Annotated in this window: 12 protein-coding genes; 2 read left to right on the forward strand and 10 right to left on the reverse strand. The window is 70.0% G+C overall.

The annotated features are described in order from the left end of the window. The 6 genes from ACWENQ_RS36610 to ACWENQ_RS36635 form a co-directional block, all read right to left on the reverse strand. Window positions 1–130 (reverse strand): transposase (locus ACWENQ_RS36610; protein WP_452418455.1); only part of this gene is annotated, 130 nt, incomplete at its 3' end. Between the two features lie 54 nt (window positions 131–184). Further along, window positions 185–1,516: a hypothetical protein gene (locus ACWENQ_RS36615; protein ID WP_452418330.1), complete on the reverse strand. Its 1,332-nt coding sequence runs from the start codon at window positions 1,514–1,516 to the stop codon at window positions 185–187. A gap of 91 nt (window positions 1,517–1,607) precedes the next feature. Next, entirely contained in the window at window positions 1,608–3,335 is a 1,728-nt protein-coding gene (argS, locus tag ACWENQ_RS36620) for an arginine--tRNA ligase (protein WP_449918612.1), read from the reverse strand. Beyond that, a complete protein-coding gene (locus ACWENQ_RS36625; protein ID WP_449918610.1) occupies window positions 3,332–5,560 on the reverse strand; it encodes an HAD-IC family P-type ATPase in 2,229 nt (742 codons plus the stop codon). The genes argS and ACWENQ_RS36625 overlap by 4 nt, the downstream gene beginning before the upstream one ends. Before the next feature lie 37 nt (window positions 5,561–5,597). After that, entirely contained in the window at window positions 5,598–6,659 is a 1,062-nt protein-coding gene (gene plsX, locus ACWENQ_RS36630; RefSeq protein ID WP_449918668.1) for a phosphate acyltransferase PlsX, read from the reverse strand. After that, window positions 6,640–7,197, reverse strand: a complete 558-nt coding sequence (locus ACWENQ_RS36635; protein WP_452418332.1) for a DUF1707 SHOCT-like domain-containing protein — start codon at window positions 7,195–7,197, stop codon at window positions 6,640–6,642. Before ACWENQ_RS36635 ends, plsX begins: the two co-directional genes overlap by 20 nt. A gap of 176 nt (window positions 7,198–7,373) precedes the next feature. Between ACWENQ_RS36635 and ACWENQ_RS36640 the strand changes: the two genes are divergently transcribed. Both ACWENQ_RS36640 and ACWENQ_RS36645 read left to right on the forward strand, forming a co-directional pair. Beyond that, window positions 7,374–8,696 carry a KamA family radical SAM protein gene (locus tag ACWENQ_RS36640; RefSeq protein WP_449918606.1) on the forward strand — a complete coding sequence of 441 codons (1,323 nt, stop codon included), beginning with the start codon at window positions 7,374–7,376 and terminating at the stop codon, window positions 8,694–8,696. A 377-nt stretch (window positions 8,697–9,073) separates the two neighbouring features. Next, window positions 9,074–9,820: a hypothetical protein gene (locus tag ACWENQ_RS36645; protein ID WP_449918604.1), complete on the forward strand. Its 747-nt coding sequence runs from the start codon at window positions 9,074–9,076 to the stop codon at window positions 9,818–9,820. A 1,145-nt stretch (window positions 9,821–10,965) separates the two neighbouring features. On the opposite strand, the gene ACWENQ_RS36650 is transcribed toward ACWENQ_RS36645, so the two are convergent. The 4 genes from ACWENQ_RS36650 to ACWENQ_RS36665 all read right to left on the reverse strand — a co-directional run bounded on the left by ACWENQ_RS36650 (window position 10,966) and on the right by ACWENQ_RS36665 (window position 13,619). After that, on the reverse strand, window positions 10,966–11,121 hold the full coding sequence (locus ACWENQ_RS36650) for a hypothetical protein (protein WP_192781480.1): 156 nt from the start codon (window positions 11,119–11,121) through the stop codon (window positions 10,966–10,968). 96 nt (window positions 11,122–11,217) lie between these two features. Further along, a complete protein-coding gene (locus tag ACWENQ_RS36655; protein ID WP_452418334.1) occupies window positions 11,218–11,739 on the reverse strand; it encodes a YbhB/YbcL family Raf kinase inhibitor-like protein in 522 nt (173 codons plus the stop codon). Window positions 11,740–11,851: 112 nt separating this feature from the next. Next, window positions 11,852–12,703: an ABC transporter ATP-binding protein gene (locus ACWENQ_RS36660; protein WP_452418335.1), complete on the reverse strand. Its 852-nt coding sequence runs from the start codon at window positions 12,701–12,703 to the stop codon at window positions 11,852–11,854. After that, window positions 12,696–13,619 (reverse strand): ABC transporter permease, encoded by a 924-nt coding sequence (locus ACWENQ_RS36665; RefSeq protein WP_452418337.1) that lies wholly within the window; start codon window positions 13,617–13,619, stop codon window positions 12,696–12,698. Before ACWENQ_RS36665 ends, ACWENQ_RS36660 begins: the two co-directional genes overlap by 8 nt. Window positions 13,620–14,081: the final 462 nt, after the last annotated feature.

Genomic DNA, 14,081 nt, shown 5'->3' on the forward strand with positions numbered 1-14,081 from the left:
TACGCGCCCGGTAGAGCACCCCGTTGATCACCATCCGGTGGTCGTTCCACCGACCGCCGCGCATCCCGCCAGCCGGCAGTAACGGCACCAGCCGTTCCCACTCGGCGTTCGTCAGATCACCACGACCCATATGCCAAGAGTGACAAGACCAGCGCTCACCGTCAGGAGATCTAAGAAACAGCTCCTAGGCGGCGCGGGGGCCGCGGCGCAGGAGGCGGGTGAGCTCGGCGGCGTCCTCGGCTGCCTGCTTGGCGCGCTCCTCCGCCTCGCGGGCATACGCGTGCAGTGCCCAGACCGCGCCGTCGGCGAGGTCCTTGAGCTCGGCCAGGCGCCTTTCGACGTACGCGGCGTCGGACAGCCGGGCCTGCCGCAGCCGCCAGAGCCGCCATCCGCCCAGGCCGGCCAGGGCGGCGCCGAGCAGCGCGAGCGGCCACCACACCACGCCGGCGGCGACGAAGAGCGTGACGGCCAGCGCCAGCGACAGGTACGGCAGCCACGGCAGCCCGCGGTCGGGCATGCCGTCCGCGACGATCTCGCGTTCGGCGGCGGCCATGGAGGTCGCGTCGGGGCCTTCGGGGCGGAGCTCCAGGCGGTGGCCGAGCACGGGCACGGTGATCGCGTCGGGAGGCGGGAGTTCGGTGTCGGCGGCCAGCTTCGCGGCGACGTCGCGCAGGATCGGCGCGGCCACGTGCAGCGCGATGGCGGACAGGAAGGGGTCGGCGCCGGGGCGAAGGTCGTCGAGCAGGTGGCTGACGAGCGAGCCCATCGGTCCGGGAGGGCCGCCGAGCCCGGCCATCGTGCGGAGGACGGCGAGCGGCTCCTCCTCCGCCCACGCGGTGGCGGGGGCGGCGGTCGCGTTCGTGAGCGAGGTGCGCGACTCGGAGTCGGCCTGCCGGGTCGAGGTGATCTCGGTGCAGCGGGCGCGGAGCCTGGCCAGCCTGGCCGCGGCCTGGACGGGCGTGGCCAGTTCGGGGATCTCGGCCAGCTCGGGGAAGTCGACGAGCGCGGCCGGTATGACGACCGCGGGCTCGCCCGGGGCCAGGGCCTGCACCCACGCGTTCGCCTCGGTGTGGCCGGGGATGGCGAGCGCGTCGAGCCTGCGGAGGACGAAGATCTTGCCGGCCGGGCCGTACGCGCCTCTGGCGGCGGCCAGCCACAGCGCGCGCTGGCCGTGGGGGAGGGGCAGGTCGAGGGACAGCTCGCCGAAGGCGGTGCCGAGCCACGAGGCGTGGATGCGGGCGCCGTGGCCGGCCACCGCCAGGGCGAGGCAGAGGAAGAGCGCGGTGTTCTGCTGGTCGCGGCCCGCCGCCCTGGTCAGCGGTTCGAGCGGGTCGTCGCCGGCGAGGATGGCGGCCAGCGCCTGTACGGCGGGCGGCAGCCAGGAGCCCGGGTCGTCCTGGAAGGTGGGCGCGGCCGGTGGCGTGGAGCTGTCGGCGGCGAGGCTGGCCAGCAGGGCTTCGACGTATCGGTGGAGCTCCGTGGTGGCCTGGGGGCTCGCGGTCAGATCCGTTGCCAAGGCAGAGAACTCCCCCAATATCGGCCTCATTCCATGACCGCGTAAAGCCTAGCCGGGGGGCGCGCCAACCTTGCGGAGGCGCGCCCACGACTCACATGCGCTCGGGTACGGGGACGCCCAGGAGGTCGAGGCCGGTTTCGAGCACCCGCAGGGTCAGCGCGCACAGGGCGAGCCGGGAGGCGCGGGTGTCGGCGTCGACGTCGTCGCGCAGGACGGGGCACTCCTCGTAGAAGGTGCTGAAGAGGCTGGCCGTCTCGAACAGGAACGAGCCGAGCCGGTGCGGCTCGACCAGGGTGGCGACCTGGTCGACGACCGCGCCGAAGCCGAGCAGGTGCAGGGCCAGGGCGCGCTCGGCCGGTACGCCGAGGACGATCGGGCCGCGCGCGTCGGCCGGATCGACCCCGGCCTTGCGGAAGATGGAGCGGATCCGGGCCGTGGCGTACTGCATGTACGGGCCGGTGTTGCCGGAGAAGCTCAGCATCCGGTCGAAGTCGAAGACGTACTCGCTGTCGTGGCTGATCGACAGGTCGGCGTACTTGACCGCGCCCATGCCGACGGCGTGGGCGATCTCGGCCTTGGTCTCCTCGTCGTAGCCGCGCTCGGCGATGGCCGCCGACGCGCGGTCGACGGCTTCCTGGAGCAGGTCGGTGAGCTTGACCGACTCGCCGGAGCGGGTCTTGAAGCGGCGGCCGTCCTTGCCGAGCATCATGCCGATCTGGACGTGCTCGGCGGAGACGGTGTCGGGCAGCCAACCGGCCTGCTTGGCGGCGGCGAAGACCATGCGGAAGTGGAGCGCCTGGTCCGCGCCGACGACGTAGAGGACGCGGTCGGCCTTGAGGTCCTCGACCCGGTAGCGGATCGCGGCCATGTCGGTGGAGGCGTAGCCGTAACCGCCGTCGCTCTTGCGGATGATCAGCGGGAGCGGCTTGTCGTCGGAGCCGGTGAACCCGGGCGGGAACAGGCAGAGCGCGCCTTCGCTCATGGTCGCCACGCCCATGGCCTGGAGGTCGTCGCAGGTCTTCTCGAGCATCGGGTTGTACATGCTCTCGCCGGCGATGTCGGCGTCGGTGAGCGTGACGCCGAGCATGTCGTAGACCTTGTCGAAGTAGCGGATGGTGGCGTCCATGAAGACGTGCCAGAGCCGCATGGTCTCGGGGTCGCCCGACTGGAGCGTGGTGACCCGCCGGCGGGAGCGGGCCTTGAACGACTCGTCGCTGTCGAACTTGACGCGGGCGGCCTGGTAGTACTCGGTGCCCTGGCCGGCCTCGAGCTGGGCGACGGCGGCCGCCTCGCCGATGTCGAGCAGGTGCTCGATGAGCATGCCGAACGGCGTGCCCCAGTCGCCGAGGTGGTTCTGCCGCACGACGGTGCTGCCGAGGTGCTCGTAGACGCGGGCCATCGCGTCGCCCACGATCGTGGTGCGCAGGTGGCCGACGTGCATCTCCTTGGCCGCGTTGGGCGCGGAGTAGTCGATCACGATGCGCTGCGGCGGCATGGCCGTGCCGACGCCGGCGCGCGGGTCGGCGAGCATCTCGTTGGCCTGGCCGGTGACCCAGCCGTCGGACAGGGCGATGTTGAGGAAACCGGGACCGCTGACCTCGATCGTGCCGGGGAAGTCGGAGAGCTGGTCAGCGATCTCCTGGGCGACCTCCCGCGGGGCTCGTCGCAGGCGCTTGGCCAGGCTCATCGCGACGTTCGCCTGGAAGTCGGCGAACTGGGAGGGCCGGATCAGCGGGTCTGCGTCGGCGTACTCGGGGCCGAACGCGGTGGCCAGCGCACGCTGGACGCGCTCGGTGAGCACTATCTGCGGGTCGGTCATGTTCCAAGGGTACCGGTGAGCCTGACCGAGACGCTGATGCACGCCGCGCCCACGACGGAGATGGCGACGGCCTCCCAGCCACCCGTGCCGAGCTCGAAGAACACGCGGGTGGCGGGGACGGCGAGCGCGACGGCGAACAGCACCGCCATCGCCCCGACGAGCACGGCCTTCCAGGCGTTGAGCGGCCGGGCGACGAGCACCAGCACCCACCAGGTGACCAGGAAGAGCGTGATGACCGCGGGCGTGCGGTCGCCGCCGGCGAGCGTGAAGGAGAGCATCACCGCGGCCCCGGTGATCAGCCCGGCCGGTACGGCGAAGCGGAGCACGCGCGGCACGAACCCCGGCAGGGACCGCTCGGCCGTCGGCGCGAGCGCGAGGAAGAAGGCGGGCACGCCGATGGTCAGCGCGTTGACCAGGGTCGAGTGCCGGGGCGCGAACGGGAACATGACGCCGAGCAGGCCGACCACGAGCGACAGCGCGAGCGCGTAGAAGGTCTTGGTGAGGAACAGGTTGGAGACGCGTTCGATGTTGGCCAGCACCTTGCGCCCCTCGGCCACCACCTCCGGGAGCGAGGCGAACCTGTTGTCCAGCAGCACGACCTGCGCGACCGCCTTGGTGGCGGGGCTGCCCGCGCCCATCGCGATGCCGAGGTCGGCGTCCTTGAGCGCGAGCACGTCGTTGACGCCGTCGCCGGTCATCGCCACCGTGTGGCCGCGCGACTGCAGCGCGGTGACGAACTGCCGCTTCTGCTGCGGGCTGACCCTGCCGAAGACGGTGTTGCCCTCCAGGATCTCGGCGAGCTTGTCCTCGTCGTCGGGGAGCGTCCTGGCGTCGACGGCGCGGTCGCCGCCGGGGATGTCGAGCGCGGTGGCGATGGCCGCGACCGCGTCGGGGTGGTCGCCGGAGATGACCTTGACGGCGACGCCCTGCTCGGCGAAGTACCGCAGCGTCTGGCGGGCGTCGGGCCTGATCCGCTGCTTGAACGTCACCAGCGCGACGGGCTCCCTGCCGTCGGTACGGCAGAGCGCCACGACGCGGGCGCCGGTCGCGGCCAGCTCGGCGGCGGTGCCGTACGCGGTGGTGCCGGGGGTCAGCAGCACGTCGGGGGCGCCGAGCGACCAGGTGCCGTGCCCGTCGAAGGTGGCGGCGCTCCACTTGCGGGCCGACGAGAACGGCACGATGTCGGTGCTGGTCCAGCCGGGCGCCTCGGGGTAGCCGGCCTGGATGGCCTGGGCGGTGGCGTTGGGGCGCGGGTCGACGTGTGCCAGGGCGGCGAGGGCGGCGTCGACGGGGGCGTCCTCCTTGAGCGGGATGACCTCGTCGAGGTCCATGCCGCCTGCCGTGAGGGTGCCGGTCTTGTCGAGGCACAGGATGTCCGTCCGCGCGAGGCCCTCGATGGCGGGCAGCTCCTGGACCAGGGCGTCGCGCTGGCCGAGCCGGACGACGCCGACGGCGAAGGCGATGCTGGTCATGAGCACCAGGCCCTCGGGGATCATGGTGACGATGCCGGCGACCGCGCCGGTGATGGCCGACCCGAAGTCCTCGTGGTTGCGCACCTGGCTGTAGATGAGCAGGGCGCCGATCGGGATGACCAGCCAGGTGATGTACCTGATGAACCGGGCGACGCCGTCGCGCAGCTCGGAGTGAGCCAGGTGGAACCTGCTGGCCTGCTCGGTGAGCCTGGCGGCGTAGGCGTCCTCGCCGACCTTCGTCGCGGTGAAGGCGCCCGAGCCGGCGACGACGAAGCTGCCGGACAGGACCTCGTCGCCGGGCCGCTTGTGGACGGGGTCGGCCTCGCCGGTGAGCAGCGACTCGTCGATCTCCAGCCCTTCGGCCGCGACGACCTCCCCGTCGACCAGCACCCGGTCGCCGGGGCCGAGCAGGACCAGGTCGCCCAGCACGATCTGGCCGGGGTGGATGCGCTGGTCTGCGCCGTCTCTCCGGACGGTGACGGGTGCCTCGTTGACCACGGCGAGGCGGTCGAGCGTGCGTTTGGCGCGCAGTTCCTGGACGATGCCGATCATCGCGTTGGCCACGATCACCAGGCCGAACAGGCTGTCCTGCCAGGCGCCGAAGATGAGGATGAGAGCGAACAGGACGCCGATGACCAGGTTGAAGAGCGTGAGGACGTTGGCCCGGATGATCGCCGACAGCGACCTGCTCGTCCGGCGTGGGACGGTGTTCTTCTTGGCGACCGCCACCTGGGCAGATGTCAGACCTTCCACGCGTTTCCCCCGAATTCCCCCGAAATCGCGGTATCGATCACCATAGCCGGTGGGGGCGATGGCCGGTCCCGAGACGCTCGCCGATGCGCGTGACGATGCCCCTGCGGGAGAGCGTCGCGGCGAGCTGGCAGGCGGCGCTGACGCCGGCGGCCTTGGCGGCGCCGTGGGCGATGACGACCGTGCCGTTCAGGCCGAGGAGGGCGGCGCCGCCGTACGCCTCGGAGTCGAGCCTGGCCGACAGGTCCCTGAGGCGGGCCCGCTGCATGAGCGCGCCCATCCTGGCCAGCGTGCTCTCGTTGACCGACGCCCGCAGCTCGGTGAGGGCGTAGCGGACCGCGCCCTCCATGGTCTTGAGCGCGACGTTGCCGGTGAAGCCGTCGGTCACGATGACGTCGACCGCGCCCGTCAGCAGCTCGTGGCCCTCGACGTTGCCCAGGAAGTGGATGCCGGGTACGGCCCGCAGCAGCTCGTGCGCGCGTCTGACGAGCTTGTCGCCCTTCTCGGGTTCGGAGCCGATCGTGAGCAGGCCGACGCGGGCGTTGCGGATGTCGTGCGCGGTCTCGGCGTAGGCGGAGCCCAGGTGCGCGAACTGCACCAGCATCTCCGGCTTGACCTCGGCGTTGGCGCCGGCGTCGAGCAGGATCGTGGGCGTGGGCCTGGTGGGCAGGGTGACGGCGAGGGCGGGCCTGATGACCGACTGCTGCGCCTTCAGCCGGAGCTTGCCGGTGGCGACGATGCCGCCGGTCGAGCCCGCGGACACCACGGCCGAGGCGTCGCCCCGCCTGAGCAGGTGGCAGGCGACGGCGATGCTGGAGCGAGGGCGGCGCAGGCTGGCGAGCGCGCCCTCGTCCATGGCGAGCGCCTCTTCCGCCCGCACGATCGGGATCTCGGAGGTGGCGTCGTGGTCGGCCAGCGACTCGTAGAGCACCCGCGGCGAGCCGACCAGCACGATCGGCAGGCCGCGCGTCCTGACCGCGTGCACGGCGCCGGCCACGATCTCGTGCGGCGCGTGGTCGCCGCCCATGGCGTCGAGCGCGATCGGCGGTTCGGACTCTGGCACAGTTCGAATCGTATGGTTGTTATGCCAGGTTCCAGTCAGTGACCCCGCGGGCCACGATGAGCTTGGCGAACATCGATCGCCCCGTGACGCGGATCAGCGGCCCGTCACCGCCCGAGCCGCCCGACACGTTGCGCTTGCCGAACATCGACGCGCCCTCGTCGATGACGTGGGCGTTCTCGGGAACCCGGATGATCATCTTGCTGAAGCGGGCGTCGGCCTGGATCGTGATCTCCCTTCCGGGCAGGACGGCGTCGGACAGATCCATGATCAGCGCGCCGAAGGTGGCGCTCAGTCTGGTGTGCCGGGAGGCGACCCAGCGGCCCTTGCGGATGACCTTGCTGAAGACCGCGTTCACGGTCTGCTGCTCGACCAGCGCGGGCCTGGCGCCGGCCGCGATGTCGGGCAGGTCGCGGGTGATGGGGAAGAGCTCGCCGACGGTCTTGGCCGTGTAGGCGGCCTCGAGCCGGTCGGCGTGCTCGACGCTGGTGAGTCTGCCGGTGGCGAGGGCCTCCCCGAGGACTGCCGCGACGCGGTCGCGGTCGGCGTCGGAGGCTCGCATTGCTGCGTCGTCGGTCACAGTCCGCCAGTGTATGTCCATTCGCGATATGTCGCGAGTGGTCAAAGCTCGCCGGAAACTTGGGTTTCAGTGGAACCAGAAGGCGCCGCCGCCGCGTCCGGTAATAAGAGCCCCTAGACGCGCGAGGGGGCTCACAGGTTTACCTCCGATCGAACAAAAAAGATGGGAAAGGCCTAGTGATCTTGAATCAAGCGGGAACGCGACGCTTCAAGGCCTACACCTCCAAGCATCTCGACGAGCTCCTTCTGCGAGCGGGCCTCGACGAGACGGAGCGCCTGAAGGTCAGGGCAGTGGCCACAGTTCTGCCGTTTCGGACGAACGCGTACGTCGTCGACGAACTCGTCGACTGGTCGGCCGCACCCGACGATCCCCTCTACCGCCTGGTCTTCCCCCAGGCGGACATGCTGCCGAGCCCCGATGTGGACAGGCTCGCCGACCTCCTGAAGGCCGAGGCGCCGAACGCGGAGATCCAGGCGGAGGCCAACAGGGTCCGGATGAAACTCAACCCGCACCCGGCGGGGCAGCTCTCGCTCAACGTGCCGCGCATCGGCACGGAACCCGTGCCCGGCATGCAGCACAAGTATCCGGAGACGGTGCTCTTCTTCCCCAAACAGGGGCAGACGTGTCACGCCTACTGCACCTACTGCTTCAGGTGGGCGCAGTTCGTCGGCGACGCGGACCTCAAGTTCGCCTCCGACGACGTCGACCAGCTCGTGTCCTACCTCGGCGCGCACCCCGAGGTCACCAGCGTGCTGCTGACGGGTGGCGACCCCATGATCATGGGCGAGCCCGTGCTCAGGCGCTACGTCGAGCCGCTGCTGGAGATCGAGCAGCTGGAGTCGATCCGCATCGGCACCAAGTCCCTGGCCTACTGGCCGCAGCGCTTCACCACCGACCCCGACGCCGACGACACGCTGCGCCTGTTCGAGAGCGTCACCGCGGCGGGCAAGAACCTCGCGTTCATGGCCCACTTCTCCCATCCGCGCGAGCTGGACTCACCGCTGGTGGGGCAGGCGGTCTCGCGCATCCTCGCCTCGGGGGCGACCATCCGCACGCAGGCGCCGCTGATCAGGTCCATCAACGACGATCCCGAGGTGTGGTCGTCGATGTGGCGGCGGCAGCTCGGCATGGGGATGATCCCCTACTACATGTTCGTCGAGCGGGACACGGGACCGCAGGACTACTTCGCCGTGCCCCTCGCCAGGGCCTACGAGGTCTTCAGGGACGCGTACGCGTCGGTGTCGGGGCTCTGCCGTACGGTGCGGGGGCCTTCGATGTCGGCGACGCCGGGAAAGGTCTGCGTCGACGGCGTCACCGAGATCGCGGGGCAGAAGGTCTTCGTCCTCCATCTCATCCAGTCGCGCGACCCCTCCTTGGTCGCCAGGCCGTTCTTCGCCCGCTACGACCCGACGGCCGTGTGGCTGACTGACCTGCGGCCCGCCTTCGCCGATCGATTCCCGTGGGAGGCGGTCACGGAGGAAGCTCTCCTGCCGGCCTGAGCGGTCAAGCGGATATCCCGCTACGGAAAAATCTGAGCCCCCGGCCCGTGGCATTTGTTTCCCGTGCCGTTGTAACGGGCCGGTGGCACTCCCTTGATCGACTGGTTGGGCGTCGGGGGAATATCCGAAATCCACCCTCCCTATGTCCGGACTTGTCGACCTCCCTCTTGATCCCATGCTGGGGCTCCAACTGCGGTGGGGCCCGTGTTTCCCGGGGCTCCCGGCCGTTCGCGGTGGTGATAGAACTGCGTCGGTAGCTCAGCCGGACGGCGCGCGCTCCCTGTGGCGCCCATAGCGTGCACGCCGGCTTTCGGGGACTTCGAATCGCGATTCGAATATCGAACGACGCGAATCGAAAAAGAGCCGGGAAGGCAATCATGAAGCGAATTATCAAGGCAGCGGTAGCCGTCGCCGTCTGCGGGCTCGCCGCGGCTGTGGCGGTGCCCGCGCAGGCCGACACCTCCGTCCGCGTCGACGGGAGCGGCATCGTCGAGTCCTTCGGCGTCAAGCAGGCGGCAGGCCTGAACAACCTCCCGCCGTTCGCCGAGCGCGTCTCGCTGCGGACGGACAACGAGCTCGCCGACAGGACGCTGGGCCCGGCCGCCTCGGCCACGGGCGGCTCCCTGCTCAACGGCCAGGACCTCGCGACGGTGACGCAGTCCACCGAGGCCGGCGGCCCCTACGAGGAGGTCGACCGCTTCGTCAAGTGGGTGCTGGGGATCTCCCCCAAGGAGGTCTACGAGGCCACCACGGGCGAGGAGTACCCCACCGACAACCCGATCATCGACGTGGCCGACCTCATCGACGCCGACAGCGACAGCGACACGGCCGAGGCCTCCCGCGAGGGGATGAGGAGCCGCAAGGACGCCGCCGAGGAGGGCCGCACGGGTCCCAGGCTGGCGCCCGTGGTCCGCGAGGTGGCGCCCGTCGAGGCCGCGCCGATCGCCGACACGCTGCCCGGCCTGGTGAACGCCGTTTCACTCGACGAGATCGCCCCGCTCGTCGATGCCTCCACCGACGTCGTCGACAACAACACCAACAGGGTCGTCAGCTCGGCCGGCGAGACCCAGGGTGGGGTCGCCGAGTCGGTCGCCCAGACGACCGACCTCCACGCCGAGAACTGAGCCGAGGACACGCGGCGGCCTCACGGCCGCGCGACACCTCACCTGACGGGGGTCGCACCCCAGCACACACTTCTTGACCGCGGGCACGTCCTCCCAGGTGCCGGTAGGGCCGCAACCGCGCGTCATCACCGGTGCTGGCGGGCGTGACACCGTACGGCAAGCCCGGCCGAGCGCGTTTGCGCAGGCGCATGGCCGGGGCCAGCCGGAGGGCCGCTCCCGGGAGCGCTCCTTACGCGCCGCGACGGCGCCCGTGAACCACGACCGTTCGACGACGTTGGGACGGAACGTCGAACGGGCGGCGGTGATCGGGAGCCGGAGGGAGAGCCGGCGGCACCTGGCGCCGACTCGGCCGGCGGGCGTGAGCCACGGGCTCACGGGACGGACCGCCCGCCGGTCGGCTCACAGGTCGACCGCCACTCCTCCTCCATGACGCGGGCCGGCACGGCTGGCTCCACGAAACCGGTGGCCCTGGGTCAGGCCACCGGTTTCGCCATGTCCGCCACGCCACCACCCGCGCGCCGACGGAGCGGCGGGAGAGCCCGCCCGTCCAGCCGGCAGCCGAGCGACATCAGCAACCCTTGCCGTCCGGCGGGCGATGAAGCGGCATCAGAAACCCTTGCCGTCCGGCGGGCGGCGGGTCGGCATCAGGAACCCCGCCCGTCCGAACGGGGCGGAGCAGTATCAGGAACCGCGCCCGTCCGAATGGGGGCGGAGCAGTATCAGGAACCCCGCCCCTTCGGACGGGGTGGAGCGGTATCAGGACACCCGCCCGTCCGGACAGGGTGGAGCGGCATCAGGAACCGCGGCTTTCGACGGACCGTGGCCTTCCGGCAAGCGGTGGGGGAGCGGCGCAACCTCGACTTCCGGCAGGAGCCGAGGGGCGCAGACCGGTCTCTGGAACTCCCTCTCCGGCGAGCGGGCGGGAATGCGGTGCGGGTCGCTTGTGGGCCAGGTCGCCGTGATGGTGGCCGGGCGTACGGCCCGGCCACCCGCGGGAGGTGGCCGTGGCGCGTGGACGGCGGTGAGCCGCGCCGGTCGCGGCGACCGAGAGACCGGCGGGGCTGGACGGTAGGACGGCGGGTCGCCCTCAGCGGCCGCGACAGCGCTTCAGGGCGGTCGCGGCGGCGGGAGAGGGCGGATACGGGTCAGGTGATGCGGACGCCCGTACGCCGGGCGATCTGGGCCTGGAGCCTGGCCATCTGCCAGTGCAGCTCGATCAGTTGCTCGGCGAGCTCGGCCCTGGGGATCTCGGACGGATCCTCGATGGCCAGGTGGTCAATCGCGGTCGACAGCTCTCGCATCGCGCGCCCCCACTCCATCATGTTCCTCAGCTCGAAACAGCGTTCGAATCATATCGGAACGGCGAGGGCGGTGTCAGGCCTTTCCCGGGGCGTCGCTCAGGTTTCGTACACAGGTGCGATAAAGCCTCTGGCCAGCGTGTTCGCGGTGATGTTGAAGCCGACCACGGCGGCGGGACTGTCGGGGTCGATGCCGAGCGAATCGACGCTCAGCGCGTGGACGGCGAACAGGTACCGGTGCGGGTGGCCGGGCGGCGGGGCGGCTCCGCCGTACGCCTTGGTGTTGTAGTCGTTGCGCGCATGGACGCCGGTCTTGGAGTCGGCGGTGCCGGCGCCGGTGGGCAGTTCGGTGACGTCGGCGGGGATGTCGTACAGCAGCCAGTGCCAGAAGCCGCTGCCGGTGGGGGCGTCGGGGTCGAAGCAGGTGACCGCGAAGCTCCTGGTGCCCTCGGGGGCGCCCGACCAGCGCAGGTGGGGCGAGAGGTTCTGGCCTGTCATGCCCCAGCCGTCGAACACGTGGGCGTCGGGCAGGCGCTCCCCGTCGCGGACGTCGTCGCTCTCGACGGTCAGGGCGGGGACCTCGGGCAGGAAGTCGTAAGGAATGGGCGGCTGTGCGGGCAAGATGCACCTCCGGTGAGTACGCGGGCTTACCGTCTCCCATCTTCCACCCGGAAGGGCGGCGATGGTGATCGGCTTCCCGGTACCCGGCGGGTCTTTGCCGGGAGGCCCCGGCTCAGCCCTTGTTGTAGGCGGCGATGACCTCCTTGGGGTCACCGTCCATCCTGATCTTTCCCTTGTGCAGCCAGATGACCCTGTTGCAGGTCTCCTCGATCACCTTGAGGTCGTGGGCCACGAGGAACACCGTGCCGGCCGACTCGCGGATCTGCTTGATCCGCTTCTCGCTCTTCTTGCGGAACTCCCGGTCACCGGTGGCCAGGGCCTCGTCGATCAGCAGCACGTCGTGCGTCTTGGCCGAGGAGATGGCGAAGCGCAGGCGGGCGCCCATGCCGGAGGAGTAGGTGGACATCGGCAGCTGCACGAAGTCACCGATGCCGGAGAAGTCGACGATCTCGTCGTACTTCTCCTTGACCTGCGCGGGGGTCATGCCCATGGCGTAGCAGCCCAGCACGATGTTGCGCTCGCCGGTCAGCTCGCGCATCAGCGCGGCGTTGACGCCGAGCAGGGACGGCTGGCCGTCGGTGTAGACCGCGCCCGAGTGGGGCGGCAGCAGGCCGGCGATGGCCCGCAGGAGCGTGGACTTGCCCGAGCCGTTACGGCCCACGATGCCGATGGCGTCGCCGTGGTAGGCCACGAACGTGACGCCCTTGACCGCGTGGACCTCCTTCATCTGCGGCCGCCCCTGGCGCTTGACCATGCGCATGAGGGCGTTGACCGCGTTGCCCTTCTCGTGGTCGGAGGTGGCGCCGTAGACGCGGTAGACGATGTGGAGGTCGTCGACGATGACGGTGGGAGTACCCGTCGTGGGAGCGGGGGGCTCCGGGTTGGGGTGGACCCTGACGTCCTTGTTGGGGACGCCGGGCTCCTCAGCCTTCACTTGGGACAGCTCCTCCGTCAACTCAGCCACGGCCGTACCTCTCCTCGGCGCGCCAGAAGTACCAGAAGCCGAAGGCGAGTGCGAACACTGCCCAGAATACGCAGCTCATCCAGACCCACGGACGGGGACTGTGGTCGTCGATCAGGATGTCGCGCATGAACTCGATGTACGAGGCCGCGGGGTTGGCGTACATGATGTCCGCGACCCACTGCGGCAGGCCCGCGCCGTCGTCGGGTGAGACCACCTTCTCCTGGATGGAGAAGAAGACGCCGGAGGCGTACAGCCAGGTGCGCATGATGAAGGGCAGCAGCTGGTTCATGTCGCGCACGGCGGAGCCGACGCGGGCCATGACCAGGCTGGCGCCCACGTTGAACATCGTCTGCAGCAGCAGCGCGACCGGGATCATCAGCCAGAACAGGGTGGGGAACTCGCCGGTGACGACGACGATCGCCAGCAGGATGCCCATGGAGATGACGAGCTGCTGGAGCTCCTGGATCGTGTACGCCAGGGGTAGCGCCGCGCGCGGGAAGTGCAGGGCTCTGATCAGCGAGAGGTTGCCCGAGACCGACTTGGCGCCCGCCGTCACCGACCGCTGTGTATAGGTGAAGACGAACATCCCCGTGAGGAGGAAGGCCGTGTAGTTCTCGATGGTGCCCTTGCCGCCGAGGATGAGGCCGAACATCAGGTAGTAGATGCCGGCGTTCAGCAGCGGCGTCAGCACCTGCCACAGCTGGCCGAGCGCCGAGCTGCTGTACTTCGAGACGTTGCGCGAGGTCGCGTACGTCTTGATGAAGTGTCGCCGCTCCCAGAGTTGGCGCAGGTAGGCGTGGAACCTCGGCCGTGCGATGGCACGGCGAAGCCCGTATCGCTTGGCGAGCTTGCTCAGCGGTTCTCCGCTGCGGCCGCCCGCCTGGGCGTCCGCGACCGCGGATTCCGGCTGGCTCATGGCAAGGACTCTATTGGATCCTGGTAGGTGGGGTGCTTCGCGCGGCGGTTTGCCGCAGAGAGTTGGACGTCGCCTTGGGGAGGTCGGGTTCCATGTCCGGTCCAAGACTTGGTCAACGGTAGCCCAGGAGCGCTCGCGGTGTGCCTGTGGTGAGAGCACTGTCCGATGAGGTGTATTTTGACTCGACGATTCAGGTGCCTTGCTCATCCCATAATGACCGGTTTGTCCTCATGAAGGGTCCCCCACGACCGGTGGGCGGATGAGTGTGACGCCGGACTCGCAGACGTGTGACCGAACTGCAATGTGCCAGAGACTCGCTGGTGGCAAGTAGTGAGGGATAGTCGCGATCGACTGGCAGGGCGTCAGCTGGTTTGACCATGTCAGCCAAACCCGGGGGACAGACAAGGCTCCTCCGTCAGGCTGCCTAGGACTTCGCAGCTCAGCGCTTACGCCCACCTGTAG

This window comes from Nonomuraea sp. NPDC004354, from assembly GCF_053602555.1.